We start from the raw sequence: 26,866 nt of genomic DNA on the forward strand, positions 1-26,866 counted from the left end.
AATGAAAATAAAAGAGCCAAGACATATCAGTCTCGACCTAACTAATTATTTTAATCTTTCAAGTGTCGGAACGGCTGCAGTTGTGACAAGAACTGTAGCAATAACTTCAATAAGAGAGTTTGTTGTCAAAATTAAAGCAAGAAAATGTTGAAAACTACCACCATAGATGTTACCGAAGAAGATATAAATTCCCAATAGAACAAAAATGGTATTGGTCATAGACCCGACAATAGCAGCTGTCACTAAACCAGTACGATTGTGTAGCCATCGATAGACGAAGTAAGGAGTCACTCCGATTAAAATACGTGGAAACAGTGCAATAATGAGAGAATAGAGATTTCCATGTGAGACAAAGGGACTAAAGAGGAAACTTGCTGGCGTCAAAACCAATGTATTCATGGTCACACTAAAGAGGCCCATGAGGAGTCCCAAAACAGCTCCGATTCTAGGTCCATAAATGACGGAAGCGATAACAACAGGAATATGAACTAAGGTCGGTTGAATACCAGACGGAACAAATTCGAGAATGAAGGAAGTTACAAAATGAATGGTGAGCATTACTGCAAAAAAGATGGCAATTCTTGCAATAGCGGTTGATTTTTTCATAAAAATTCTCCTTAACGGTTTATAGAATAGTATCTGATTTTCGGCACTATCCATAGATTAAATGATTTACTTTTTCAATCGTAAAAGCATAGGAGTGATACTTACTGTCAAAAGTCCAGCAATAATCATTTCAGCAATCGAATTTGTTGTGAAAATGGTTGCCATCAGTGTTTTGCCACCTGCTGTGTAGAAGTTAGGGATTAGGAAATAGATGCCGAGAAGTACGAAAAATGTATTTGTGAAAGCACCTAAAACCCCAGATAGCATCAGACCTAGACGGTTTTGAAGTAATTTGTAGACAAAGTAAGGGAAAATACCGATCAGGATACGAGGAACGATGGCAATGACTGCAGATGCCCAAGTTCCCCCTTCAACAAAAGGACTAAAGAGATAGCTACTAACCGTATAGATAACAGTGTTTCGAATAATACTCATAATTCCCATGAAGCCACCCAAATAAGCTCCAATTTTAGGACCGTAGACGATGCTAGCGATAATAACTGGGATATGGGTTAGGGTTGGTTTGATTGGAAGTACAAAAGCAGCAAAGATGGTTTGACTGAGTACTTCGATTACAACCATTGTAGCTATCAAGAGGGATAACTGAGCCGTTTGGTTTGCTTTATTTTTCTTATTCATCATAAACTCCTTTTTATTCTCTGCAAGGCTATTTTGTTAAAGCATTGTCAATGGATTCAATAATGTCATCAATATCAGCTAAGGCACCACGTCCTGTATCTCCACAAGCCAGTAAACCTGATTTTGGAAGAATTTCTTGGTAGCCAAGGTCATGCAAAGTATTTAGATTCTTCTTAGTCAGTGGATTTTCATACATTTTCGTATTCATTGCAGGGGCAATTAGTTTTGGGGTGGTGCTAGGTAAAGCTAAAGCAGTAGCAGTAAGCATATTATCGGCTAGACCATATGCTAATTTGGCAATGGTATTTGCTGAAGCTGGAGCTACAACAAAGAGGTCAGCTTCTTTACCTAAGTCAATATGATTAATACGTTCAGCCAATTTTTCTTCCATGACATCAGTGTGAACAGGGTTCTTCGAAAGGACTTGAAGTGTCAGAGGGGTGATAAAGGCTTGAGCAGCTTCAGTCATAATGACGTGAACGTCATAACCTTTTTTCTTTAACCTACTTGTTAGATCAGCTGCTTTATAGGCAGATATTGATCCTGAAACAGCAAGGATGATACGTTTAGTCATGGCATATCCTTTCAAATAAGGCTCGAGCAATCGCAGATTTAGTCGTAACTTTCTCCTCGTTTTTTTCGTCAACAAGATAGGCAATATGCTGATTTGGAGTAATGTCACTCAAGTCGTTGGCAACAATAATATCAGCTTTGTTGTGTTTCAGACTTGCACGAGCAACCTCAAAAAGCTCTTCTTTACTTACATTAACCAAAAGTTTGAAGCCAATCAATTGAATATCAGGATTCCATTGTTTGACGAGGCTAATGACCTTCGGTGTTTTTTTAAGAAAAAGAACCTGATAATCAGAAGCCGATGATATCTTGCTTTCAGTGTTAGATTTATGCAAGAATTGAGCGAGATCTTCGGTGTCCTCCAGTTCAGCAAAATCCGTCATATAAATAGGAGTATAATCAGAGACTGCCATACTATGTATAAGAACATCGTGCTCTTTGACGAGTGGCTCCATCTTTTTGAGAAGACTTTCTACGTTCGTAATTTCTGTAATCTTTAGATTTTCTTTCGGTTCTGGTTTAACCGCTGTCTTGGTCGTTACTAAGGTTACTTGGTGACCCTTAGCCAAGAAAAGTTCAGCGATTTCCTTTCCTAGATAACCTGTTGAATGGTTTGTGATTTCACGTACAGCATCAATCTTTTCAGTGGTACCACCCGATGTAATCAAAATTTTCATAGTAGTATTGTACTAAAAATTGGGTCTTTAGTAAATAAAAAGTAAGTATTTTTGAGGCGTACCCCTATAAATTAAAGTTATAACGATTTATAACAAAACAAAAACCGAACATTGAAAAGTAATTAACCAAAAATAATGCGTTTTTTATCAAACTCTGATATAATAGATTCTAGAAAAATATAGAGGAGTGTCTCATGAAAACAGATATCGAAATTGCTCAAAGTGTAGAATTAAAACCAATCACAGAAGTAGTTGAAAAAGTTGGAATCGGCTTTGACGATTTGGAACTCTACGGAAAATATAAGGCAAAATTGTCATTTGATAAAATCAATGCTGTCAAAGACAATAAGCCAGGAAAATTGATTTTGGTGACAGCTATCAACCCAACACCAGCTGGTGAAGGGAAATCAACCATGTCAATTGGTCTTGCAGATGCTCTTAACAAAATTGGTAAGAAAACAATGATTGCCCTTCGTGAACCATCACTTGGTCCGGTTATGGGAATCAAAGGTGGTGCTGCAGGTGGTGGTTACGCTCAAGTGCTTCCGATGGAAGATATCAACCTCCACTTCACAGGGGATATGCACGCTATTACTACAGCGAATAATGCTTTGTCAGCCCTTCTTGACAACCATATTCATCAAGGAAATGCTCTCGGCATTGACCAACGCCGTATCATTTGGAAACGTGTGGTTGACCTTAATGACCGTGCGCTTCGTCATGTAAACGTTGGTCTTGGCGGACCACTTAATGGTATTCCACGTGAAGATGGTTTTGATATTACTGTTGCGTCTGAAATCATGGCGATTCTTTGCTTGGCTACTGATATTAATGACCTTAAAGAACGTTTGGCAAATATTGTAGTTGCCTACCGTTATGATCGTACACCAGTTTATGTACGTGATCTTGAAATTGAAGGTGCGCTTACCCTTATTCTTAAAGATGCCATCAAACCAAACTTGGTACAGACAATTTATGGGACACCAGCCTTGGTACACGGTGGTCCATTTGCCAACATCGCTCACGGATGTAACTCAGTTCTAGCTACAGCTACAGCTCTTCGTTTGGCTGATTATACGATTACTGAAGCAGGTTTCGGTGCTGACCTTGGTGCTGAAAAATTCCTTGATATCAAGACTCCAAACCTCCCAACAACTCCTGATGCCGTTGTTATTGTTGCAACACTTCGTGCTCTCAAAATGCACGGTGGGGTAGCCAAAACTGACCTCTCTGAAGAAAATGTTCAGGCCGTTCGTGATGGCTTCGCAAACTTGAAACGTCATGTAGAAAACGTTCGTAAATTTGGTCTTCCAGCAGTCGTTGCTATTAACGAGTTTGTTGCTGATACAGAAGCTGAAATTGCAGCCCTTAAAGAACTTTGTGCAGAAATCGATGTTCCTGTTGAATTGGCTAGCGTTTGGGCTAATGGTGCTGATGGTGGTATTGACCTTGCCAACGCAGTAGTTGATGCTGTTGAAAATGGTAATGCCGACTATAAACGTCTTTATTCTGATGATGATAGCTTGGAAGAAAAAATCACTAAGATTGTTACTGAAATCTATGGTGGTAAATCAGTTGTCTTCGAGAAAAAAGCTAAGAACCAACTCAAACAATTTGCAGAATTCGGTTGGGATAAATTGCCAGTATGTATGGCTAAAACACAATATAGCTTCTCAGATAACCAATTCTTACTTGGAGCACCAGAAGGTTTTGATATCACTATCCGTGAATTTGTTCCTAAAACAGGTGCTGGATTTATCGTAGCTCTTACAGGAGACGTCATGACAATGCCTGGTCTTCCAAAAGCACCAGCAGCCCTCAAGATGGACGTAGCTGAAGACGGAACAGCTGTTGGTTTGTTCTAAGAAGAAATATCGATATAAACAGTACCTATTGGTGCTGTTTTTTTGTTAGAGTTATGAAAAACTTAAGGAAAGTTTAGTAGACTAAATCTAAATAAAATAAGATCAAAGCACTAGATGATTACGTCTATTTTAGATATAATGATAAAACTTAGTCAAAGTGTTATTTGTATCTTTGACACCTAACAAGGGGGATAACTATGATTAAAATACTACTAGTAGAAGATGATTTGAGTTTGTCGAACTCAGTTTTTGATTTTTTAGATGACTTTGCTGATGTGATGCAAGTCTTTGATGGAGATGAAGGTCTCTACGAAGCTGAAAGTGGCGTCTATGATTTGATTCTTTTAGACCTTATGTTACCTGAAAAAGATGGTTTCACGGTTCTTAGAGAATTACGTGAAAAAGGTGTAACAACTCCTGTACTTATCATGACGGCTAAGGAAAGTCTAGATGATAAGGGTCATGGCTTTGAACTGGGTGCAGACGACTATCTAACCAAACCTTTCTATTTAGAAGAGTTGAAGATGCGTATTCAAGCACTTTTGAAACGATCTGGTAAATTTGACCAAAACACACTTTCTTTTGGTGATGTTCGTGTCAATCTTGCTACAAATTCAACCTTTGTGGGGGATAAAGAAGTAGAACTTCTTGGTAAAGAGTTTGATTTATTAGTTTACTTCTTACAAAATCAAAACGTAATTTTGCCTAAGTCACAAATTTTTGACCGTCTTTGGGGATTTGATAGTGATACCACAGTATCAGTTGTTGAGGTTTATGTTTCTAAAATTCGTAAGAAACTTAAAGGAACAGACTTTGCTGCCAATCTCCAAACCTTGAGAAGTGTGGGGTATATTTTGAAGAATGCTGACTAAATTTTTCAATTATCTCTTTAGGAGAATCAAGTCAGACGGATTTAAGTCGTTCATTCATTTCTTTGCCACTTTTTCTGGTATTTTCCTTATCATGACTGTCATGATTTTGCAGATTCTGAGTTACGGCGTTTATTCCAATGTGGACTCTAGTCTGAAAATGGCAGCCACTAAAACCAATTCTTATTTAGAAATGGAAATGCTAAAACGGGAACTTTTTCTGACTTCTGAGGTAGATCAAAATAATACGACAACCATTTACCAAGCCTATGATACTAAAGAGTCGACAGCTGAAACACCTGACTCGAGTGGCTCTAAGAAAGAGCCTAAGAAGAAATCAAAAATTGAAGATACCCCTCACGATTTATCTGTTGCGGCAAATACTAGTGTCTTGGTACTTGATAAGAATGGAAAAGTCCTTAATGTTGTTGATAAATTTTCAAGCTTATCCAATTTACCAATAGACAAAAATAACATTGATGTTATCAGCAAGGGAAGTGCTCAGAATTATTTCGATCAAACGGAAAAGTACCGTCTGATTACTGAAAAAGTAGATAATAGCCTCTATCCTGATGCTAAGTACCTTGTTATTGCGATTAATACAACTCAATTGGAAGAAGCCACTGAACGTTATGTTAAGCTAATTGTCATCATGATGAGTTTCTTCTGGCTTTTATCTGTTGCGGCTAGTATGTATTTGGCTAAGTGGTCAAGACGTCCTATCCAGGAAAGCTTGGAGAAGCAGAAGGCTTTTGTTGAGAATGCTAGCCATGAGTTACGGACACCGCTTGCTGTGATTCAAAACAGATTAGAAGTTCTTTTCCGCAAGCCTGAGAGCACCATTCTAGATAATTCAGAGAATATTGCTTCAAGTCTTGATGAAGTACGCAACATGCGTCTTTTGACGACTAATCTTTTGAACTTGGCTCGTCGTGACGATGGTATTAAACCAGAAATCGAAACCTTAGAACCTGCTTTCTTTGATACAGTCTTTACCAACTATGCCATGATTGCAGAAGAAAATGAGAAAGGTTTCACGGCTCAAAACCAAGTTGGTCGTCCAATCCAGACTGATAAAACGTTATTGAAACAGTTAATGACCATCTTATTTGATAATGCGATTAAATATACGGAAGATGACGGACATGTTACCTTTACTGTCCGCACTAATGACCGGCATCTTTATATTTCTGTAGCTGATAATGGTCCTGGAATATCAGATAGTGATAAGAAAAAAATCTTTGATCGATTTTATCGCGTAGATAAGGCTAGAACCAGACAAAAAGGTGGGTTTGGACTTGGCTTATCCCTAGCGCAACAAATTGTTTTAGCCCTTAAAGGAACAATTGTTGTTAAAGATAATCAACCAAAGGGAACGATTTTTGAAGTTAAGATCACCGGAGTTTAATTAATAAAGAAAACCTGCTAGACGATAATCTAGCAGGTTTTTTAGGTAATAAAAAAACTCCTAAATGGAGCTTTCAATTAGTTAGCCAATTTAGCTGCAAGACGTGATTTATCGCGGCTTGCTTTGTTTTTATGAATCAAACCTTTAGAAGCGGCTTTATCGATGCTAGCTGATGCAGCACGGTAAGCTTCTTCAGTTGGGTTAGCGTTGAATGCTTTAATAGCAGTACGCAAAGCTGATTTTTGAGCTGAGTTTTTTTCGTTTTGTTTAACGTTAAGTTCAGCGCGTTTGATAGCTGATTTAATATTTGCCAATGTTTTCACCTCCAAAATTTATCTAACTATGTCATTATACGTTATTTTAGGCCCCTTGGCAAGCTTTTTCTATTTTTTTAAGTGGATGAAGTCGATTTTATGATTGTCTCCCTTGTGAAGAATCAGTTCAGCTCGACTTCGTGTAGGTTCGATATAATTTTCCAGGTTAACCAAATTGATATCACGCCAGGTTTTTTGTGCTAAAGATAAAGCTTCATCCTTACTAAATTTAGTGAAACGATGGTAGTAGTTGTTTTCATCTTTTTTGGCGAGCTCAAGAAGGGTTTGAAAACGTTCGAGATACCAGGATTCGATATTATTAACTTCAGCGTCAATGAAGAGAGAAAAATCGAAATAGTCACTCATGTAGAGCCGTTGGTTAATAGGGTTCTGGAAAACATTAATCCCTTCGACAATTAAAAAATTAGGCTGTCTGATTTCTTGGGTAAGTCCTGGTACAATATCATAAATTTCATGAGAGTAAACAGGAATATTGACATCACCACCATTTTTTATAGTATCTAAAAAGTTGAGAAGAAGTGGCATATCGTAGGACTCAGGGAAGCCCTTACGATTAAGGATGCCTTTTTCTTTCAAGGTTTGGTTAGGATAGAGAAAGCCATCAGTTGTCACAAGTTCAACATTAGATTGGGGAAAGGTACGCTGCAACAAGAGTTGAAGCAAACGACTGGTAGTGGATTTGCCAACAGCAACTGAACCAGATACCCCAATAATAAATGGACGGTTAGTCTGTGATTTTTGTAAAAAGATACTCTTAGAAAAGGTTAGATCGTTGGCAGTTTTCTGATAGATACGAATGAGATTGATAAGGGGAAGATAAATGTCACTAACTTCTTGCACATCAATCTTATCATTAAGGCTTCGAATGGAATCCAGTTCTTCTGCAGTCAATGGGGCATTGTCCTCTTTATGAAGGCGTTGCCATTCCTTGCGTGATATCGTTTCGAAATTGATAAATTCATTTAGCATAAATAATATTATAGCAGAAAAAAAGGTCGAATGTAAGCCTTGTCATTTCACTAGTCTTACTTTGCTATTTATGATACGATAAAGAAAAAGTACTATCTAGAAGGAAAAAATAATGTCAAAAATGTATTATGCTGAGACGCCAGATGCGGCTCATGATATTCATGATTTAAAGGTTAATTTATTAGGAGAAAGTTTTCAGTTTTATACAGATGCTGGGGTTTTCTCTAAAAAAATGATTGATTTTGGGAGTCAAGTGCTTTTGAGTGCATTGGATTTGGAAGCTGGCAAAACGCTTTTAGATGTGGGTTGTGGCTATGGTCCTCTCGGTATCAGTTTAGCCAAGGTCCAAGGAGTTAAAGTCACTATGATCGACATCAATAGTAGGGCGATTGATTTAGCTAGACAAAATGCTCAACGAAATAAGGTTGAAGCTACTATCTTCCAATCAAATATCTATGAAAATGTCACTGGAAGTTTTGACTATATTATTTCTAATCCACCTATCCGTGCGGGCAAGAAGGTGGTTCATCAAGTTATCGAGGAGGCATATGATTATCTCAATCAAGGTGGTAACCTAACTATTGTTATTCAGAAAAAACAAGGTGCTCCGTCAGCTAAGGCTAAGATGGAGGATGTGTTTGGTAATGCTGAAGTCGTTAAAAAGGCTAAAGGATATTATATCCTTAGAAGTGAGAAATTATGAGAACAGTTGATTTAATTGAAAAGAAAAGAGATGGTGGCGAGTTAAGCACAGAGGAAATTTCATATCTCATTAATGGCTATGTGTCTGGGGAAATACCAGACTATCAGATAGCTGCTTTGGCGATGGCGATTTATTATCAAGGTATGTCTATTCGTGAAATCCATGATTTGACCACTGATATGGTTGCTTCAGGTGAACAATATGATTTGTCAGAAATTCCAGGTGTTAAGGTAGATAAACATTCGACCGGAGGTGTTGGTGATAAGGTAACCATCATTCTGATGCCGCTTGTAGCTAGCTTTGGTGTTCCAGTGGCTAAGATGAGTGGTCGTGGTCTCGGACACACAGGTGGAACGATTGACAAATTAGAGTCTATCAAAGGCTATCAGGTTGAGCGTAGTAAGAAAGAATTCATTCAGCAAGTTAAAGACATTGGGATTTCCCTTATTGGTCAGTCTGAGCATTTGGTTAAGGCTGATAAACTTCTTTATGCCTTGCGTGATGTCACTGCAACAGTAGATTCCATTCCTCTAATCGCAAGCTCTGTTATGTCCAAAAAGATTGCAGCAGGCGCTGATAAGATTTTACTGGATGTTACTGTTGGTCAAGGCGCTTTTATGAAAAATATGTCTGACGCTGAGAAGTTGTCTGAAACCATGGTTGCACTAGGTCATGAGGTCAATCGTGAAACGATTGCAGTTATTACAGATATGAGCCAGCCACTAGGTAAGGCTATTGGTAACCGTTTAGAAATCACAGAGGCTATTGAAATTATGCAAGGTAAGGGACGTGAAGATATCACTGACTTTATCTGTGAGTTGGCTGAGATTCTATTAGATTTGGCTCAGGTTGAAGCTAGTCAGGAAGAGATTCGTCAGCACTTAGTGGGTGGAAAAGCCCTTGCTAAGTTTGAAGAACTCATTCAAGCTCAAGGTGGTGATTTGACTGATCTTTATCGTCATAGCAGTGCTCCTGTCGTGACAGATATTCATGCTCATGAAACAGGTTACATTAAAGAGTTACCTGCAATGGCATTTGGAAAATTTGCTATGCAATTAGGAGCAGGTCGAGCTACGAAGTCAGATAGTCTTAATTATGAAACAGGAATTGTATTTGAAAAGAAAGTTGGCGATTCTGTGACTCAGGGAGACCTTATTGCCAAGGTCTATAGCCAAGAAATTTTATCTGAAAAAATGCTGACTGAATTCGAAAAAAATGTTATTATGGGTAGTGAATGTAAAGAAACGACAGAAATATTAAAAATAATTCGCTAACACTTAATTTAATCCTAATCAAGGAGTTTGTTTATGTCTGTTAATAGCTATATTGACCATACCTTACTAAAAGCTGATGCTAATAAAGAACAGATTCTTTCCTTAATTGATGAGGCTAAGAAGTATGAGTTTGCCAGCGTCTGTGTTAATCCAACTTGGGTCAAAACGGCAGCTGAATTGCTAAAAGATAGTTCTGTTAAAGTTTGTACGGTTATCGGTTTTCCTTTGGGAACATCGACTTCTGCAGTTAAGGCTTTTGAAGCCAAGGATGCTATTGCCAATGGGGCGGATGAAATTGATATGGTAATCAATATCGGTGCTCTTAAATCTAGAAATCTTAAATTAGTTGAAGACGATATTAAAGCTGTTGTTGAAGCTAGTGGAAGAAAACTTGTGAAGGTTATTATTGAAACTTGTCTATTGACTGATGAAGAAAAGGTCGAAGCTTGCCAATTAGCAAAACTGGCAGGTGCAGATTTTGTGAAGACATCTACAGGGTTTTCTACTGGTGGTGCTACCATTGAAGATATTGAACTTATGCGAGAAGCTGTTGGTCCTATTATGGGAGTCAAGGCATCTGGTGGAGCACGTACACTTGAGGCGGCTAAAGCCTTTATCAAAGCTGGTGCAACCCGTATTGGTACTTCGTCAGGAGTGGCCATAATGAAAGGGCAAGAAAGTCATGACAGTTATTGAAAAAGAGCAAGTGATAAATGCAGCACAAGAGGCAGCTGAAAATGCCTATGTTCCCTACTCTAAGTTTAGAGTTGGTGCGGCTTTGATTACAAAAAATGGAGAAATCTTTCAAGGCTGCAATATAGAAAATGCCTCTTTTGGATTGACCAATTGTGCAGAAAGAACGGCTATTTTTAAAGCGGTATCTGAAGGACACCGTGATTTTGAGTGTCTCGCTGTTTACGGTGATACCAAAGAGCCTATATCACCATGCGGTGCATGTCGCCAAGTGATGGTTGAATTTTTTAAATCCGATTCTAAAGTGATTCTTATCGCTGAAGATAAATCGACAGTCGAGATGACAGTCGGAGAGTTGTTACCATACTCTTTTACAGACTTACAATAGTCTAGTTGTTTTATTCTTTATTAAGCAAGTTTTCTTGCAAGTTATAGGAGGAGTGTTCAAGATGAAATTGAACAAGAAAATTATCGGTCTTGGCCTTGTTGCTGTAGCAGCACTTGGTCTTGCAGCATGTGCTCGTGGCGGACGCGGTGGATCATCAGCTGATTCTAAAGTTAAAGCTGCTATCGTTACAGATACTGGTGGGGTAGATGATAAATCATTTAACCAATCAGCATGGGAAGGACTCCAAGAGTGGGGTAAAGCTAACAAACTTAAAAAAGATTCTGGCTTTACTTACTTCCAATCAAACTCAGAGTCTGACTTTGCAAACAATATGTCAGCTGCTCAAAGCCAAGGTTACAACCTCATCTTTGGTGTTGGTTTTGCCCTTCATGATGCTGTTTCAGATGCTGCTAAGGAACATGAAGATGTTAACTACGTAATCATTGATGATGTCATCAAAGACCAAAAGAATGTTGAGAGCGTTTTGTTTGCTGATAACGAAGGTGCTTACCTTGCAGGTATCGCAGCAGCAATGCAATCAAAAACAAATAAAGTTGGTTTCATTGGTGGTCAAACATCAGATACAATTACACGTTTTGAAGCTGGTTTCACAGCAGGTGCTAAATCTGTAAAACCAGACATCGATGTACAAGTTCAATATGCTGAATCATTCTCAGACGCTGCTAAAGGTACAACAATTGCTTCAACTATGTACGCTTCAGGCGTTGACGTAATCTATCAAGCAGCTGGTGGTACTGGTACTGGTGTCTTCACAGCAGCTAAAGAAGTTAACGAAAAACTTGATGCTGACAGCGATAAGAAAGTTTGGGTAATCGGTGTTGACCGTGACCAAAATGCAGAAGGTAACTATACATCTTCAGACAAGAAAAAATCTAACTTTGTTTTGACTTCAACAATCAAAAAAGTTGGTACAGTTGTTAAAGATATCGCTAACGGACAACTTAAAGGCGATAAATTTGAAGGTGGTTCTACTAAGACTTATGGTATCAAAGATGGTGGTGTTGACATCGTAACATCTAAGCTTCCTTCTGATATCAAGGATGCAGTAGAAAAAGCTAAAGAACAAATCAAGAATGGTGAATTGAAACCAACTGATGGTCTTAGCAAATAATCCATAATATCTAAACTGGGACAATTTTTGTCTCAGCAAAGGGAAGCAGTTTATATTTCCCTTTGCTGATATAAAAATAATTCTTGAAAGGAGATTGTATGACGAAGCCAAATATCATTGAGATGCACGATATTACCAAAAAATTTGGTGAATTTGTGGCAAATGATCATATCAATCTTGATGTGAGACCAGGAGAAATCCATGCCCTCCTCGGTGAAAATGGTGCTGGTAAGTCAACCTTAATGAACATGCTTGCAGGTCTTTTACAGCCAACAAGCGGGATTATTAAGGTTAATGGACAAGAGGTGACGATTGATTCACCTTCGAAAGCAACGAAATTGGGGATTGGGATGGTTCACCAACACTTTATGTTGGTTGAAGCTTTTACAGTTGCTGAGAATATCATCCTGGGTAGTGAGGTAACCAAAGCTGGTGGTGTCCTTGATATGAAGAAGGCTATTAAGGAAATTACTGAGCTCTCTGAAAGATATGGTCTTGCGGTAGATCCAACAGCTAAGGTGGCAGATATTTCTGTTGGTGCTCAACAGCGTGTTGAAATCCTTAAGACTCTGTATCGTGGTGCTGATATTTTGATTTTCGATGAACCGACTGCGGTATTGACTCCGTCTGAAATTACTGAACTTCTAAACATCATGAAAACCTTGGTCAAAGAAGGCAAGTCAATTATCCTTATCACCCATAAATTGGATGAGATTCGTGCGGTTTCTGACCGTGTCACAGTTATCCGTCGTGGTAAATCAATTGATACAGTGACAATTGAAGGATCAACAAATGCTGACTTGGCCGAAATGATGGTTGGTCGTCATGTCTCCTTTAAAACAGAAAAAATTCCTTCAAATCCAAAAGAAGTTGTTCTTTCTATTAAAGATTTGGTGGTTAATGAGAACCGTGGTGTTCCTGCCGTTAAGAACTTATCTTTAGATGTTCGTGCGGGTGAAATCATCGGTATTGCCGGTATTGATGGTAACGGTCAAACAGAGCTTGTTCAAGCGATTACTGGACTACGTAAAGTTAAGTCTGGTGACATTACTATCAAGGGTGAATCTATTATTCATAAGACAACTCGTCAGATTACAGAGATGAGTGTTGGTCATATTCCTGAAGACCGTCACCGTGACGGTATGGTTCTTGAAATGACAGTAGCTGAAAATATTGCCCTTCAAACCTACTACAAGGAGCCAAATTCGAAAAATGGTATCTTGAACTATAATGTTATCAATGCTAAAGCTCGAGAATTGATGGAAGAATTTGACGTTCGTGGTGCTGGAGAGTTGATTGCTGGTGGTGACTTGTCTGGTGGTAACCAACAAAAAGCTGTTATCGCCCGTGAAATTGACCGTGACCCAGAGCTTCTTATTGTCAGTCAACCAACTCGTGGTCTTGACGTAGGTGCCATTGAATACATTCGTAAACGTATTATCGCTGAGCGTGATAAAGGTAAGGCTGTTATTGTAGTCAGCTTTGAATTGGATGAAATTCTTGATATGTCAGACAGAATTGCAGTTATCTACGATGGTGCAATTCAAGGTATCCTAGATCCTGCTGAAACGAATAAGCAAGATCTTGGTATCCTAATGGCTGGTGGACAATTGAATAAGGAGGAAGCAAATGTCTAAGAAAACACAAAATTGGGCAGTTCCTTTGATTGCTGTCCTCTTGGGAATGTTGATCGGGGCTGTATTGATGTTAATCTTTGGTTACGATCCATTCTGGGCTTACTATGATCTCTTCAGTACAGCCTTCGGTTCTTTGAAAAATATTGGTGAAATTCTTCGTGCCATGAGTCCCTTGATTCTTATCGCACTCGGATTTTCTGTAGCATCTAAAGCTGGTTTCTTTAACGTTGGTTTGCCTGGTCAGGCTTTAGCAGGTTGGACTTTGGCTGTATGGTTTGCATTATCATTTCCAGAATTACCAAAAGTAGTTTCAGTTTTCTGTACAGTAATCATCGGTCTAGTAGCTGGTGGTATCGCTGGTGCAATTCCGGGTATTCTTCGTGCTTACTTGGGAACTAGTGAGGTCATTGTTACCATCATGATGAACTACATCATTTTGTATGTAGCAAACAATATTGTTCGATTTGGTTTTACAGCCGACATGTTACGTTCATCAGAAGCATCTAATAAGGTCGCAGCCTCTGCAAGCTATCAAACAGAATTCTTATCCTCTCTAACCGGTGGCTCACGTTTTAATATTGGTTTCTTCCTTGCTCTTGCAGCAGTTTTCCTTGTTTGGTTCATGCTCAAGAAAACAACAACTGGTTTTGAAATTACATCTGTAGGTCTTAACCCTCATGCATCTGAATATGCAGGGATGTCATCAAAACGTGTTATTATCATGTCTATGATTATTTCAGGTGCCCTTTGTGGACTTGGAGGAACAGTAGAAGGACTTGGTACCTTCCAAAATGCCTTTGTTCAAAACTCTTCATTGGCAATTGGTTGGAACGGTATGGCGGTTGCTCTTTTGGCTACTAATTCACCTATTGGTATTCCGTTTGCTGCCCTTCTTTATGGTGTCTTGTCTGTAGGTAAGAGTGGTATGATTGGTGTGCCTCCTGAAGTTATCGACGTTGTATCTGCTTTGATTATCTTCTTTGTCGGTGCTAACTATATTATTAGATATTGGGTTCGCCCTCGTCAAAAGTCAGTGAAAGCTAAAGGAGGACAAAACTAATATGGACTTCATTACAATTTTAGCCTTGATTGTTGCCTCTATGCTGAAATACTCAGCACCATTGATTTTCACAAGTATCGGTGGTACTTTCTCTGAACGAGGCGGTATCGTAAATGTCGGTCTTGAGGGAATCATGGTTATTGGAGCCTTCGCAGGTGTTCTCTTTAACTTGAATTTTGCAGATAGTTTTGGTGATGCAACTCCTTGGATTGCCGCAATTGTAGCAGGTCTTATTGGTCTTGTTTACTCATTGCTCCACGCGGTTGCGACCATTAATTTCCGTGCGGATCATGTTGTCTCTGGTACGGTATTGAACTTGATTGCTCCATCTTTAGCAGTCTTTCTGACACGTGTTATCTTTGGTGCCGGCCAAACACCAGCTATTAGCCATAACTTTAAAACTGTATCATTTCCAATTTTGAGCCACATTCCAGTCTTGGGTAAAGTCTTCTTTACGAACGTTTCCTTGATTGCATATGTAGCGATTTTGGTTTCAGTTGTGTCTTGGTGGGTTATCTTCAAGACTCGCTTTGGTTTGCGTCTTCGCTCAGTAGGTGAGCACCCACAGGCAGCGGATACACTTGGTATTAATGTTTACCGTATGCGCTACTATGGTGTCATGATTTCAGGATTCCTTGGTGGTGTTGGTGGTGCAGTTTATGCTCAATCCATCTCTAACAACTTTGCTATTACGACGATTGCAGGTCCTGGTTTCATCGCCTTGGCTGCTATGATTTTTGGTCGTTGGAATCCAGTTGGAGCTATGCTCTCAAGTTTATTCTTCGGTTTGTCACAATCATTGGCAATTATCGGGAAACAACTTCCGCTTATTTCACATGTACCAAACGTCTACTTGCAAATTGCACCATATGTCTTGACAATTATTGTCTTGGCTGCATTCTTTGGTAAAGCAGTAGCACCAAAAGCTGATGGTGTTAACTATATCAAATCTAAATAAATACAATCTAGTATTTCAAGTAAGAAGGTCTTTAGACCTTCTTTTTTATGCATGTAAAAAGCCCAGCTTTATAGTTTGCTGAGCTTTTATTCTTATGAAAAATGTGGGTTAAAGTTTTTTTCGTGGCCTATAGTAGTGTCCCAACCGTGTCCGGGGAATACCTTGTAGTGGTTAGGAAGGGTGAAGAGTTGCTCTCGAATACTAGTGAGTAACTGATCGTGGTTTCCTGTTGGGAGGTCCCAGCGTCCAATTGTTTCTTTAAAGAGGGCATCACCAGAAAAGACGATTTCTTCTTCATCGAAAATTAAAGAAATGCCCCCGATAGAATGTCCTGGGGTTGGAACAACTTTAAACTGGAAATCCTCGATGTTATAGTCCTGAGTGAAATCGAAGTAGTATTCTGCTGGATTGACAATAACGTCTTCCATATCGTCATGACGTGGAAGTCCCGATAAATTATCAATAGGATTCATCAACCAGTCTTTTTCAGCCTCTGCAACATAAACAGGAGGGTAATTATAAGCTTGACGGACTGCCTCAACACTCATAATGTGATCGTAGTGTGTATGTGTCAAGAGGATAGCAGCAACAGGTTTATCACTTGCTTTAAGCTCAGCTAAGATAGCAGAAGTATCACTTCCTGGATCAATGACTAGACAGGCTGTATCGTTTTCTAAAATATAGGTGTTTTCCTGGGCAACAGGATTTAAAATTCGTCTTATTTTCATAGCTCTAGTGTAGCACGAATTTCAGGCTTTTTCCAATATCAGAATGATGGCTTTGTCTTTTTTTGGGGCTTTGGATATGCTATAATAAGGTCACTATGAGTGAAAAAAACACGAATAAATATGCTATTGTTGACTTGGAAGCGACCTCCGCTTCGTCAACGGCTAGTATTATACAGGTGGGAATTGTCATCATGCAAAATGGTCAGGTGTTTGACGAATTTGCGAGTGATGTTAACCCACACCAAGAACTAGATGATCACATTATTCATTTAACAGGGATTACTGATCAGCAGTTGGCTCAAGCCCCAGATTTCTCAGAAATTGCTAGAACCATTTTTGAACTGATTGAGGACTGTATTTTTGTTGCCCATAATGTTAAATTTGATGCCAATTTGCTTGCAGAGGCACTTTTCATGGAGGGCTTCGAACTAAGGACTCCTCGTGTGGATACTGTCGAATTGGCTCAGGTCTTTTATCCGACACTGGAACAATATAAACTCTCCCATTTATCCAAGGTTCTTAATCTTGACCTAGCTCAGGCCCATACCGCTATTGAAGATGCGAGAGCGACCGGACAGCTTTTATTTCATTTGATGGATAAGATTGCCAGCTTACCTAGACAGACCATTGAGATGCTTTTGACCTTTTCAGATAATCTTCTTTTTGAGACTGAGTTGGTTATTCGTGATGCTATAAGAGGTCAAAATTTAGGCCTTTCAAAAGAATATGTCATGCTTGAAGAATCTGGAATTGTTCTTCGTAGACCTTTGACTTATAAGTCTGAACGAAAACTGTCTCAAGATTTTGATACCAATATTGCACTCTTAGATTTGGAATCAAGGCCTAAACAAAAAGAGTTTGCTGAGGCAGTAAGAAGGGAGCTTGATAATACTGATATTTCCATGATTCAGGCGCAGACTGGAATCGGAAAAACTTATGGCTATTTGCTTCCTTTGTTGGCGCAATCTGATGTAGATAAAGTGGTAGTGGCTGTTCCGACCAAGCTCCTTCAAAATCAGATTATGAATCAGGAAGCTACAGCCTTATCGGATGTCTTTAATATTAACTTCCATAGTCTCAAAGGACCTCAGAATTATATCAAGTTAGATGCCTTCTACCAAACCTTACTTCGTCAGGATAGTAACCGTTTGATTAATCGTTACAAAATGCAACTTTTGGTGTGGTTGACTGAAACAGAGACAGGGGATCTTGACGAAATCAGACAAAAACAGCGCTATATGGCTTATTTTGATGAGATTAAGCACGATGGTAAGTTAAAAGCTGATAGTCTTTTTGCTGAATATGATTTTTGGCAACAGTCCTACCAAAAAGCCCAGGAAGCTAGGGTAGTTGTGACCAACCATGCTTATCTGTTGACGCGTATGGAAGATGATCATGATTTTGTTCGAGGAAAAACTCTTGTGATTGATGAGGGGCAAAAGATGGTTCTGGCTTTGGAACAATTTTCACGTCATCAAGTCAATCTTACTGTCCTGTTGCAACATATTCATCGAATTCTTGATAGTGGTAGTCAAAGCTTGCTTCAACAACGATTGCTCGAAAATCTGCAGTTTGAAGTTAGCCATCTAATCCAAGAACATCAACAATTTCCTCAGAAGCAGTATAATCGCCAGCAATTAGATCGTTTGCTACAAACCATTTCTGAACTGGAAGGTGAAAGTGATTTTATGGAGATGTTGTCTCCACTGAAGACACCGCTTTACAGCCATTTCTGGCTTGAAACAGATTATTATCAAGAACATCGTGTGACTTATTTAAAGGCGTCACGCAAAGAGCTCTTAGAGCTTTCTGCTTATCTACCAAGTGCCCAAAAAGTGATAATTGTTTCAGCAACTATTGATGTGGGACCTGATGTAGATGTGGCTGATTTGTTGGGCTTAGATCAGGTACGCAAGGTTAGCCTCCCAATGGACACTTTACCCAATCAAGCTATTTGGATTGATCAAAGTATGCCTATGATTGGTGTTTCTTCTGAGGAAGAGTATGAAGTTGCTCTTGCAAAACGTCTCCAGAAGCTATCTGAAATGGAATATCCAATTTTAGTACTATTCACGTCTCGAAAGAGTATGATGGCTGTTTCAGATTTATTGGATCATAGGGAAGTTCGTCACCTAACTCAAGAGAAAAATGGGACTGCTTTTAATGTCAAAAAACGTTTTGATAGAGGTGAGACCAATCTCCTTCTTGGTATGGGGTCGTTCTGGGAAGGTGTTGACTTTGCCCAACAAGATAGGGTAATTGAGGTTATTGCACGTCTGCCGTTTGACAATCCTAAGGATCCATTCTATCAAAAGATTGAATCTTGGTTTTCTAAGCAAGGAAAGAGCACCTTTGATAGTTACAGTCTTCCCATGACGGTTTTACGTTTTAAACAAGCTATTGGACGTGCTCAAAGACGTCCAGAACAGCGCTCGGCTATTCTTCTTATGGATAATCGCCCGCTCGTTAAGAGTTATGGAAAACTATTTCTAAAAGAAGTGACACAAGAAGTTGCGCTTAAGCCCGCTAAGTTCGAGGAAGTCAAAGAGGATATTCAGGATTTCTTAGAACAAGAAAGTTAACTTTTTAAAACCAACCTTTTCTAAGATTACTTAGGTTTTATAAATTTTACTGACTTATAAAAAAGATAGACTTAATTGCTCAATACTAGCTATATTGCTATGTAAAGATTTATCATTTTCTGATATAATAAATTCAGAAACTTTTTTAGGAGGCATTATGCGTAAACAACGTTCACCCTGGACCAAAAAGCAACAGTTCATTTTTGGAATAATTGTAATCGTTGTGACCTTAATTGCCTCTTTGACTGCTATTCTTATTGTAGCGACTAAGCCTTACGTAGACGCTGAAAAGAAGGTTATTGCCATAGCAGAGAGCAAAGCAGATATTAAGACTGTTACTGAATTTGATATCTACCATGGTGAGGCTACCTATTACGGACTTCTTGGAAAGTCTGGTCAAGGTGAGAAACTGGCTGTTATCGTGAGTCATGATTCAGGTGAGGTTGATATCTACAAGCAATCGGATGGTATTAGTAAGTCAGTGGCTAAGAAAGCTGCTAAAGCCTATGGTGCTAAGGATATATCCTATGTCCACCTAGGAAAGTATGGCAAAACTCCTATTTGGGAAGTGAAGTCAGGAACCCAGTATTATCTGGTTGATTTTATCTCAGGTCAGGTTATTAAAGTGGAAGGACTATAATGAAATGACAAAATTATCAAATCGTGTATTACAAATGGAAGAAAGTGTTACTTTAGCTGCCAGTGCGCGTGCTAAAGCTCTTAAAGCTCAAGGACGTGATATCTTGAGTTTGACACTTGGTGAACCAGATTTTGTAACACCTAAGAACATTCAAGATGCTGCCATTGCCTCTATTGAAAATGGTAAGGCAAGTTTCTATACCGTAGCTTCTGGACTTCCAGAACTTAAGGATGCGATTAGCACTTACATGGAAAACTTCTATGGCTATGCTGTAAAACCAAATGAGGTTGTTGTCGGCACTGGTGCGAAGTTTATCTTATATGCTTTCTTTGCTACGGTCATCAATCCTGGTGATGAAGTCATTATTCCAACACCCTGCTGGGTTTCGTATGTAGACCAAGTTAAAATGGTTGAGGGTGTTCCAGTCACTTTCCAAACGACTGAAGCTAATCACTTTAAAGCAACAGTTGAACAACTTGAAGCTGCTCGCACTGAAAAAACTAAAGTTGTCTTGCTTAATTCTCCATCAAATCCAACAGGAATGATTTACAGCAAGGAAGAATTGCAAGCAATCGGTGACTGGGCGGTTGAGCACGATATTTTGATTTTAGCAGATGATATCTATGGCCGTTTGGTCTATAATGGCAATACCTTTACTCCAATTTCAAGTCTTTCAGATGCCATTCGTAAGCAAACAATTGTGATTAATGGTGTTTCCAAGACCTATGCTATGACAGGTTGGCGTGTTGGTTTTGCTGTCGGAGATCCAGAAATTATTTCAGGTATGGCTAAGATTATCAGTCAAACGACATCAAATCTTACAGCAGTTTCTCAATATGCTGCTATTGAAGCCTTAACAGGTGATCAATCTTCTATCGAAGAAATGCGTCAGGCCTTTGAGGAACGTTTGAATACGATTTATCCACTCCTAGCTGAAGTGCCTAGCTTTGAAGTCATCAAACCTCAAGGTGCCTTTTACCTCTTCCCTAATGTTAAAAAAGCGATGGAAATCAAAGGCTACACAAATGTTAATGATTTTACAAACGCTATTCTTGAGGAGGCTGAAGTCGCTTTGGTAACAGGTGCAGGATTCGGCGCGCCTGAAAATATTCGACTTAGCTATGCAACAGACTTGGATACTTTGAAAGAAGCAGTCCGCCGAATCAAAGCCTTTATGGAAAAATAGAATTAATATAGATCAAAAGAAAAGAGAAGTAATTACATGTCTAAACAATTAGTTTCAATTATTGATGTGCCTAAACACGTGGGCGAAGAAATCACTATCGGTGCATGGGTAGCTAACAAATCAGGTAAAGGGAAATTGGCCTTTCTTCAATTGCGTGATGGAACTGCCTTCTTCCAAGCGGTAGCTTTCAAACCTAACTTCATCGAAAAATACGGTGAAGAAGAAGGTACTGAAAAATTTGATACTGTTAAACGCCTTAGCCAAGAAACATCAGTTTATGTGACTGGTGTGGTCAAAGAAGACGAACGTTCAAAATTTGGTTACGAGTTGGATGTGACAGCAGTAGAAGTCATCGGTGAATCACATGATTATCCAATCACACCAAAAGAACACGGAACTGACTTCTTGATGGATAATCGTCACCTTTGGTTGCGTTCACGTAAACAAATGGCTGTCCAACAAATTCGTAATGCGATTATTTACGCAACTTACGAATTCTTTGATAAAAATGGTTTCATCAAATTTGATAGTCCAATTTTGTCAGGAAATGCAGCTGAAGATTCAACAGAATTGTTTGAAACGGATTACTTTGGTACACCTGCTTACCTAAGCCAATCTGGCCAGCTTTACCTTGAAGCTGGTGCCATGGCTCTTGGTCGTGTCTTTGACTTTGGTCCTGTTTTCCGTGCCGAAAAATCTAAAACTCGTCGTCACTTGACTGAGTTCTGGATGATGGATGCTGAGTATTCATTCTTGTCACATGATGAGTCACTTGATTTGCAAGAAGCTTATGTTAAAGCTCTTATTCAAGGTGTTATTGATCGTGCGCCACAAGCTCTTGAAATCCTTGAACGTGATGTAGATCTTCTTAAGAAATACATTGCTGAGCCATTCAAGCGCGTGTCATATGATGAAGCTATCGATCTTCTTCAAGCACATGAAAATGATGAAGATACTGATTACGAGCACCTCGAACATGGAGATGACTTTGGTTCACCACACGAAACTTGGATTTCAAACTATTTTGGTGTTCCAACATTCGTTGTTAATTATCCAGCAAGCTTCAAGGCCTTCTACATGAAACCAGTTCCTGGTAATCCTGAGCGCGTTCTTTGTGCAGACCTTTTGGCTCCAGAAGGTTATGGTGAAATCATCGGTGGTTCAATGCGTGAAGATGACTACGATGCTCTTGTAGCTAAAATGGATGAACTCGGAATGGATCGTTCAGAATACGAATTCTACCTTGACCTTCGTAAATATGGTTCAGTACCACACGGTGGTTTTGGTATCGGTATTGAACGTATGGTTACTTTCGTAGCTGGAACAAAACACATCCGTGAAGCTATTCCATTCCCACGTATGTTGCACCGTATCAAACCATAAGAAAAATTCTTTAGGAGTGCAAAAGTATGAAAAGATGGTTACTTGGTCTGTTGGTCTTGCTTTGTATGGTTTCAATGGTAGCTTGCAGCAAGTCTGCTCCCTCACTAGAGGGTGAATGGCAGGCACAAGATGCCTTAAAGAAGGATTATACGATTGTCTTCAAGAAAGATAAGGTCAAGATTGGTGAGCAGGATTATAACTATACAGTGGATGGTCCCAAGTCTAAAGATGACTTTACCTATTATTCGCTAAAAGTAAAAGATCAGGGAAAAGAAACGTCTTATACATTATTTTTCCCAACTAAATCCAAAGAGGTTGCTCTTTTTCTACAACCAAATGATGAGAAAGAACCCATTAAGGGTCAAATGCTCTTTGCACTTAATAAAAAAGACAAACCAGACTATTATAGCTATGTTAAAAAGTATATGAAATAAAAACGCCAACTGGCGTTTTTACTTTAAATTAAGGAGGTGAGGAAAATGTAGGCAACTCTAAGTAAGTCTTTTAGAAACAATCAAATTACATATTGAAAGTGAGAAAACGATGTTTAAAAGAACTTACAAAGGCAATATTCCACTTCTAGCAGGACTGGAATTCACATCTTATTTTGGAATCACCAGTTTTTGGATTTTATTTTTCATTCAGAATGGTCTTTCCTTACTTCAAATCGGTTTACTAGAAAGTATCTTTCATGGGACAAGTCTCTTGTGTGAGATTCCATCAGGTATGTTGGCCGATCGGTTTAGCTACAAGACCAATCTCTATTTGGCTCGCTTGGCCAGTATTGGATCCTCTGTCTTGATCTTACTTGGTCAGGGAAATTTTTGGATCTATGCGATTGCCATGATGGTCAATGCTTGGTCTTACAATTTTGACTCGGGGAGCAGTACGGCTTTCTTATATGATTCAGCAGTTGAAGCAGGTCAAAAGGACCGCTATCTTCAGATTTCTAGCTTTTTGTCTGGTGTGGCAGAAGTCACCCGAACTCTAGGTACAGTTGTTGCTGGTTTCTTTGTTCACGGAGCCTTGGCCTGGACCTATCATATTGCGATTGGCCTTTCATTAGTTTCCATTCTCTTGATTTTTCTGATGAAGGAGCCAGAAACTAAGAGTGATGAAAGAGATCGCTTAACCTTAAAACGGATATTGGTGGTGGTGAAACAAGAATGGCAGGAGAAACCGGTCTTATTTTACTGGATGCTCACCTATCAACTGCTAGGAACCATCATGTGTATGTTTTATTTTTACTACCAACAGAAAATCAGTGACCTAGCCAGTTGGCAAGTATCGCTCATCATGCTTGTTGGTAGTCTCTTAAATCTTCTAGCTGTTTATCTAGCTAGTCAAATCGGGAAAAAATGGAATAGCAATCAAGTCTTTCCAATTCTGGTTGCGCTGACAGGGTTGGCCTTGCTGTTGGTATGGTTGAGAACTCCATTCGCCTATCTAAGTGTTTATCTCTTGACCAATGCACTTTATGCGGTTTATCAACCCATTTACTACAATGATTTACAAGGCTATTTACCATCCAGTGTACGGGCAACCATGCTGAGCATCAATTCGATGATGTTTAGTCTATCCATGATTGTCATCTTCCCACTGACGGGTTGGTTCATCGATAGTTATGGATTTGTAGTAGTCTTTATCATCCTGGGCCTTGTAACGCTATTCTCTTTCCCTCTCTTACTGATTGGATTGTGGAAAATGGGCAAGATAATAAATAAAGGGACAAAGATGGATTAATATTCCAGACTTTTATTAGTCTACATAAGTTTAAATTGGATAATAGCATCTTGCTTAACAAAATCCGAACGAACTCTCTCTGCTGTGCAGGGAGAGTTTTTTTATCTGATAAATTGTGGTAAAGTAGGCACATCCTTTACAATAAGAATCGAGTCGTGTGAAATCTTTAGGCCAAATGCTCTTTGCACTTAATAAAAAAGAAAAACCAGACTACTATAGCTATGTTAAAAAGTATCTGAAATAGTAGGAGAAGGATTAGCCTAGCGCTGATTCTTTTCTTTTTGGAATTATATGTTTCAATTTTCAGAATATTTTGTTATAATAGCAACATATTAGTCAAAGGAGAACTATCATGGCAAAAACTATTCATACTGATAAAGCACCAGCAGCAATCGGACCTTATGTTCAAGGTAAAATCGTAGGCAACCTTTTGTTTGCTTCTGGTCAAGTACCATTGTCACCAGAAACAGGTGAAATCATTGGTGAAACAATTCAAGAACAGACAGAACAAGTTCTTAAAAATGTTGGTGCTATTTTGGCAGAAGCAGGTACAGACTTTGATCACGTTGTTAAAACAACTTGCTTCCTAAGTGACATTAACGATTTCGTTCCATTTAACGAAGTGTATGCAACTGCCTTTACATCTGATTTCCCTGCACGTTCTGCGGTAGAAGTGGCACGTTTGCCTAAAGATGTTAAAATTGAAATCGAAGTTATCGCTGAGATTGATTAATGAAGAGAGCCTTGGCTCTTTTCTTTTTTTCTCAACTATGTTAGACTATTAAAGATAAATCATTTTCGATGTTTGGGAGACACCATCGCTAAAAAAAACCATTACTGGCGTTTTTTTGGCTCCCCCAAGGGGCCTTTTTATGTGTCTCAGACATCACGAATAAAGAGGAATATTATGAAACGTCAATCAGCTTTGGTCGTCTTTAGTGGCGGTCAAGATTCTACTACTTGCCTATTTTGGGCTCTAAAACATTATGAAACAGTTGAATTAGTTACTTTTGCATATGGCCAACGTCATAGCCTGGAAATTGAAGTAGCTAAAGAGATTGCGCAAGAACAAGGGCTTAAACACCATGTTTTGGACATGTCTTTGCTTGGTCAAATCACTGAAAATGCCTTAACATCTGATATTGAGATTGAGGCAGAAGAAGGTGAAGTTCCTAATACCTTTGTGGACGGGCGTAATCATCTTTTCCTTTCTTTTGCAGCTGTTCTAGCTAAGCAACGTGGTATTACTGATATTGTTACGGGTGTTTGTGAGACAGACTTTTCTGGTTATCCAGACTGTCGTGATGTTTTTGTCAAATCGCTTAATGTCACACTTAATCTAGCCATGGCCTATGATTTCGTTATCCAAACCCCTCTCATGTGGTTAGATAAGGCTGAGACTTGGGCTTTGGCTGACCAACTTGGAGCTTTTGACTATGTTCGTGAAAAAACGCTAACTTGCTATAACGGTATTATTGGAACTGGTTGTGGAGAATGCCCAGCCTGTCACTTGCGTCAAAAAGGCCTTGAAAAATATCTAGCAGAAAGAGGAGAAGCTTAATGTTCTTTGCACCGAAAGAAATCAAAAAAGAAACAGGTGAGTCTTTGGTTTACAATCCTCACCGTACAATGGTTTCTAAAGAGTTTACTTTTGATGCTGCTCACCATCTCTTTAATTATGAAGGCAAATGCAAATCACTTCATGGTCATACCTATCATCTTCAGATTGCAGTTAGTGGTTACTTGGATGAACGTGGCATGACCTATGATTTTGGTGACCTTAAGCGCATTTATAAGGACCATTTGGAACCTCAGTTAGATCACCGTTATCTCAATGAGACTTTGCCTTATATGAACACAACTGCGGAAAATATGGTTTTCTGGATTTTCCAGATGACGAGTCAACATCTGCCTGAGGAGAGAGGACTTCGTTTGGAATATGTGCGTCTTTATGAAACACCAACAGCCTTTGCAGAGTTTAGACGGGAGTGGTTGGATGACTAGAGAACGTGTACTCAAACTACCAGTGCTTGAAATTTTTGGACCGACCTTTCAAGGAGAAGGTCGAGCAATCGGCCAAAAGACCATGTTTGTAAGGACAGCAGGATGTGATTACCATTGTGATTGGTGTGATTCTGCCTTCACTTGGGATGGTTCAGAGAAACCAACTCGTATGACAGCTGATGAAGTTATTGAGGCTTTGGATGCGCTAGGAACTTATGACTATGTTACTCTGTCTGGAGGGAACCCAGCTCTTTTAGCGGCAAATATGGCTGAACTCGTTTCAAAACTCAAGGCTAGAGGAGTAACTTTGGCCGTTGAGACACAGGGTTCTCGCTGGCAGGAGTGGTTAAAGGATATTGATCAAGTAACCTTAAGTCCTAAACCACCATCATCCAAGATGGAAGTCAATATGGAAACCCTTGACTTTATTGTTTCACAACTTGATCCTGATAAAGTTACCTTTAAGGTTCCTGTTTTCGACGATGATGATTTAGCCTTTGCTAAAATGATTCAAGAACGTTATCAGCCAGATGTCATGTTTCTTTCGGCTGGTAATCCTGAACCGAAAGCAGAAGGTAATATTGTCCAACATCAATTAGATCGCCTCAAAGAGCTTTGGGAGACAGTAGCCGCTGACGACTCGTGGGGCAATGTGCGTGTTCTCCCTCAGCTTCATACTCTGCTCTATGATAATGAGCGCGGAGTCTAATCTTCACATTCTATAAACTTAGAATTGATAGTTTTTTTACTTTTTTAATGATTAACATTAGAAATTTAGATTAAAAATTGACCATATAAAGGTCTAGAAAAATTA

General features: G+C 39.1%; 28 protein-coding genes. 21 read left to right on the forward strand and 7 right to left on the reverse strand.

The window, feature by feature from the left end:
• Window positions 1–45 precede the first annotated feature (45 nt).
• The 4 genes from HMPREF2877_RS04955 to HMPREF2877_RS04970 all read right to left on the reverse strand — a co-directional run bounded on the left by HMPREF2877_RS04955 (window position 46) and on the right by HMPREF2877_RS04970 (window position 2,495).
• Window positions 46–606, reverse strand: coding sequence for an ECF transporter S component (locus tag HMPREF2877_RS04955; protein WP_004182060.1), 561 nt, complete (start codon window positions 604–606; stop codon window positions 46–48).
• Window positions 607–672: 66 nt separating this feature from the next.
• Complete coding sequence (locus HMPREF2877_RS04960) at window positions 673–1,245, reverse strand: ECF transporter S component (protein ID WP_045772381.1); 573 nt, start codon at window positions 1,243–1,245, stop codon at window positions 673–675.
• A 28-nt stretch (window positions 1,246–1,273) separates the two neighbouring features.
• A complete protein-coding gene (gene coaC / locus HMPREF2877_RS04965; RefSeq protein ID WP_022496697.1) occupies window positions 1,274–1,819 on the reverse strand; it encodes a phosphopantothenoylcysteine decarboxylase in 546 nt (181 codons plus the stop codon).
• Complete coding sequence (locus HMPREF2877_RS04970; RefSeq protein WP_070578955.1) at window positions 1,812–2,495, reverse strand: phosphopantothenate--cysteine ligase; 684 nt, start codon at window positions 2,493–2,495, stop codon at window positions 1,812–1,814. Before HMPREF2877_RS04970 ends, coaC begins: the two co-directional genes overlap by 8 nt.
• Before the next feature lie 194 nt (window positions 2,496–2,689).
• Between HMPREF2877_RS04970 and HMPREF2877_RS04975 the strand changes: the two genes are divergently transcribed.
• The 3 genes from HMPREF2877_RS04975 to HMPREF2877_RS04985 all read left to right on the forward strand — a co-directional run bounded on the left by HMPREF2877_RS04975 (window position 2,690) and on the right by HMPREF2877_RS04985 (window position 6,637).
• Window positions 2,690–4,360, forward strand: coding sequence for a formate--tetrahydrofolate ligase (locus HMPREF2877_RS04975; RefSeq protein ID WP_004182072.1), 1,671 nt, complete (start codon window positions 2,690–2,692; stop codon window positions 4,358–4,360).
• 197 nt (window positions 4,361–4,557) lie between these two features.
• Window positions 4,558–5,232 (forward strand): response regulator transcription factor, encoded by a 675-nt coding sequence (locus HMPREF2877_RS04980; RefSeq protein ID WP_002891134.1) that lies wholly within the window; start codon window positions 4,558–4,560, stop codon window positions 5,230–5,232.
• Window positions 5,222–6,637, forward strand: coding sequence for a sensor histidine kinase (locus HMPREF2877_RS04985; RefSeq protein ID WP_004182392.1), 1,416 nt, complete (start codon window positions 5,222–5,224; stop codon window positions 6,635–6,637). The genes HMPREF2877_RS04980 and HMPREF2877_RS04985 overlap by 11 nt, the downstream gene beginning before the upstream one ends.
• A 77-nt stretch (window positions 6,638–6,714) precedes the next feature.
• Here HMPREF2877_RS04985 and rpsT read toward each other — a convergent pair whose 3' ends face one another.
• On the reverse strand, window positions 6,715–6,951 hold the full coding sequence (gene rpsT, locus HMPREF2877_RS04990; protein WP_004182129.1) for a 30S ribosomal protein S20: 237 nt from the start codon (window positions 6,949–6,951) through the stop codon (window positions 6,715–6,717).
• A 69-nt stretch (window positions 6,952–7,020) separates the two neighbouring features.
• Entirely contained in the window at window positions 7,021–7,941 is a 921-nt protein-coding gene (gene coaA / locus HMPREF2877_RS04995) for a type I pantothenate kinase (protein WP_038676170.1), read from the reverse strand.
• A 112-nt stretch (window positions 7,942–8,053) separates the two neighbouring features.
• On the opposite strand from coaA, the gene HMPREF2877_RS05000 reads away from it, so the two are divergent.
• The 8 genes from HMPREF2877_RS05000 to HMPREF2877_RS05035 all read left to right on the forward strand — a co-directional run bounded on the left by HMPREF2877_RS05000 (window position 8,054) and on the right by HMPREF2877_RS05035 (window position 15,786).
• Window positions 8,054–8,644, forward strand: coding sequence for a class I SAM-dependent methyltransferase (locus HMPREF2877_RS05000; RefSeq protein WP_014633038.1), 591 nt, complete (start codon window positions 8,054–8,056; stop codon window positions 8,642–8,644).
• Window positions 8,641–9,918 carry a pyrimidine-nucleoside phosphorylase gene (locus HMPREF2877_RS05005; RefSeq protein ID WP_014634600.1) on the forward strand — a complete coding sequence of 426 codons (1,278 nt, stop codon included), beginning with the start codon at window positions 8,641–8,643 and terminating at the stop codon, window positions 9,916–9,918. The genes HMPREF2877_RS05000 and HMPREF2877_RS05005 overlap by 4 nt, the downstream gene beginning before the upstream one ends.
• Before the next feature lie 33 nt (window positions 9,919–9,951).
• Window positions 9,952–10,614 carry a deoxyribose-phosphate aldolase gene (gene deoC, locus HMPREF2877_RS05010; RefSeq protein WP_070578959.1) on the forward strand — a complete coding sequence of 221 codons (663 nt, stop codon included), beginning with the start codon at window positions 9,952–9,954 and terminating at the stop codon, window positions 10,612–10,614.
• Window positions 10,601–10,999, forward strand: a complete 399-nt coding sequence (locus HMPREF2877_RS05015) for a cytidine deaminase (RefSeq protein ID WP_022496691.1) — start codon at window positions 10,601–10,603, stop codon at window positions 10,997–10,999. Before deoC ends, HMPREF2877_RS05015 begins: the two co-directional genes overlap by 14 nt.
• 67 nt (window positions 11,000–11,066) lie before the next feature.
• Window positions 11,067–12,131 (forward strand): BMP family lipoprotein, encoded by a 1,065-nt coding sequence (locus tag HMPREF2877_RS05020; RefSeq protein ID WP_277619134.1) that lies wholly within the window; start codon window positions 11,067–11,069, stop codon window positions 12,129–12,131.
• 98 nt (window positions 12,132–12,229) lie between these two features.
• Window positions 12,230–13,768, forward strand: coding sequence for an ABC transporter ATP-binding protein (locus tag HMPREF2877_RS05025; protein WP_022496690.1), 1,539 nt, complete (start codon window positions 12,230–12,232; stop codon window positions 13,766–13,768).
• The gene (locus tag HMPREF2877_RS05030) at window positions 13,761–14,828 is read left to right on the forward strand and encodes an ABC transporter permease (RefSeq protein ID WP_070578962.1); all 1,068 of its coding nucleotides are present in this window, start codon (window positions 13,761–13,763) and stop codon (window positions 14,826–14,828) included. Before HMPREF2877_RS05025 ends, HMPREF2877_RS05030 begins: the two co-directional genes overlap by 8 nt.
• A 1-nt stretch (window position 14,829) precedes the next feature.
• Entirely contained in the window at window positions 14,830–15,786 is a 957-nt protein-coding gene (locus HMPREF2877_RS05035; RefSeq protein WP_037600844.1) for an ABC transporter permease, read from the forward strand.
• Between the two features lie 92 nt (window positions 15,787–15,878).
• Here HMPREF2877_RS05035 and HMPREF2877_RS05040 read toward each other — a convergent pair whose 3' ends face one another.
• Window positions 15,879–16,514, reverse strand: coding sequence for an MBL fold metallo-hydrolase (locus HMPREF2877_RS05040; RefSeq protein WP_022496688.1), 636 nt, complete (start codon window positions 16,512–16,514; stop codon window positions 15,879–15,881).
• 95 nt (window positions 16,515–16,609) lie between these two features.
• On the opposite strand from HMPREF2877_RS05040, the gene HMPREF2877_RS05045 reads away from it, so the two are divergent.
• From HMPREF2877_RS05045 to queE, 10 genes are all read left to right on the forward strand, one after another.
• Window positions 16,610–19,096 carry a bifunctional DnaQ family exonuclease/ATP-dependent helicase gene (locus HMPREF2877_RS05045; RefSeq protein ID WP_038676166.1) on the forward strand — a complete coding sequence of 829 codons (2,487 nt, stop codon included), beginning with the start codon at window positions 16,610–16,612 and terminating at the stop codon, window positions 19,094–19,096.
• Window positions 19,097–19,253: 157 nt separating this feature from the next.
• Complete coding sequence (locus HMPREF2877_RS05050) at window positions 19,254–19,736, forward strand: cell wall elongation regulator TseB-like domain-containing protein (protein ID WP_004182029.1); 483 nt, start codon at window positions 19,254–19,256, stop codon at window positions 19,734–19,736.
• Between the two features lie 4 nt (window positions 19,737–19,740).
• Entirely contained in the window at window positions 19,741–20,922 is a 1,182-nt protein-coding gene (locus tag HMPREF2877_RS05055) for a pyridoxal phosphate-dependent aminotransferase (RefSeq protein WP_070578965.1), read from the forward strand.
• A 36-nt stretch (window positions 20,923–20,958) separates the two neighbouring features.
• Entirely contained in the window at window positions 20,959–22,305 is a 1,347-nt protein-coding gene (gene asnS, locus HMPREF2877_RS05060) for an asparagine--tRNA ligase (protein WP_002891115.1), read from the forward strand.
• A 26-nt stretch (window positions 22,306–22,331) separates the two neighbouring features.
• Window positions 22,332–22,739, forward strand: a complete 408-nt coding sequence (locus HMPREF2877_RS05065) for a hypothetical protein (RefSeq protein WP_070578968.1) — start codon at window positions 22,332–22,334, stop codon at window positions 22,737–22,739.
• Window positions 22,740–22,848: 109 nt separating this feature from the next.
• A complete protein-coding gene (locus tag HMPREF2877_RS05070) occupies window positions 22,849–24,048 on the forward strand; it encodes an MFS transporter (RefSeq protein ID WP_013990481.1) in 1,200 nt (399 codons plus the stop codon).
• A gap of 352 nt (window positions 24,049–24,400) precedes the next feature.
• Complete coding sequence (locus HMPREF2877_RS05075) at window positions 24,401–24,781, forward strand: RidA family protein (RefSeq protein ID WP_002891112.1); 381 nt, start codon at window positions 24,401–24,403, stop codon at window positions 24,779–24,781.
• Window positions 24,782–24,955: 174 nt separating this feature from the next.
• A complete protein-coding gene (gene queC, locus HMPREF2877_RS05080; protein ID WP_004182407.1) occupies window positions 24,956–25,609 on the forward strand; it encodes a 7-cyano-7-deazaguanine synthase QueC in 654 nt (217 codons plus the stop codon).
• Window positions 25,609–26,052 (forward strand): 6-carboxytetrahydropterin synthase QueD, encoded by a 444-nt coding sequence (queD, locus tag HMPREF2877_RS05085; protein ID WP_004182408.1) that lies wholly within the window; start codon window positions 25,609–25,611, stop codon window positions 26,050–26,052. Before queC ends, queD begins: the two co-directional genes overlap by 1 nt.
• A complete protein-coding gene (queE, locus tag HMPREF2877_RS05090) occupies window positions 26,045–26,761 on the forward strand; it encodes a 7-carboxy-7-deazaguanine synthase QueE (RefSeq protein WP_004182409.1) in 717 nt (238 codons plus the stop codon). The genes queD and queE overlap by 8 nt, the downstream gene beginning before the upstream one ends.
• Window positions 26,762–26,866 lie beyond the last annotated feature (105 nt).

Source organism: Streptococcus sp. HMSC072D03, from assembly GCF_001812855.1.
In the GTDB taxonomy this organism is placed as follows: domain Bacteria; phylum Bacillota; class Bacilli; order Lactobacillales; family Streptococcaceae; genus Streptococcus; species Streptococcus salivarius_D.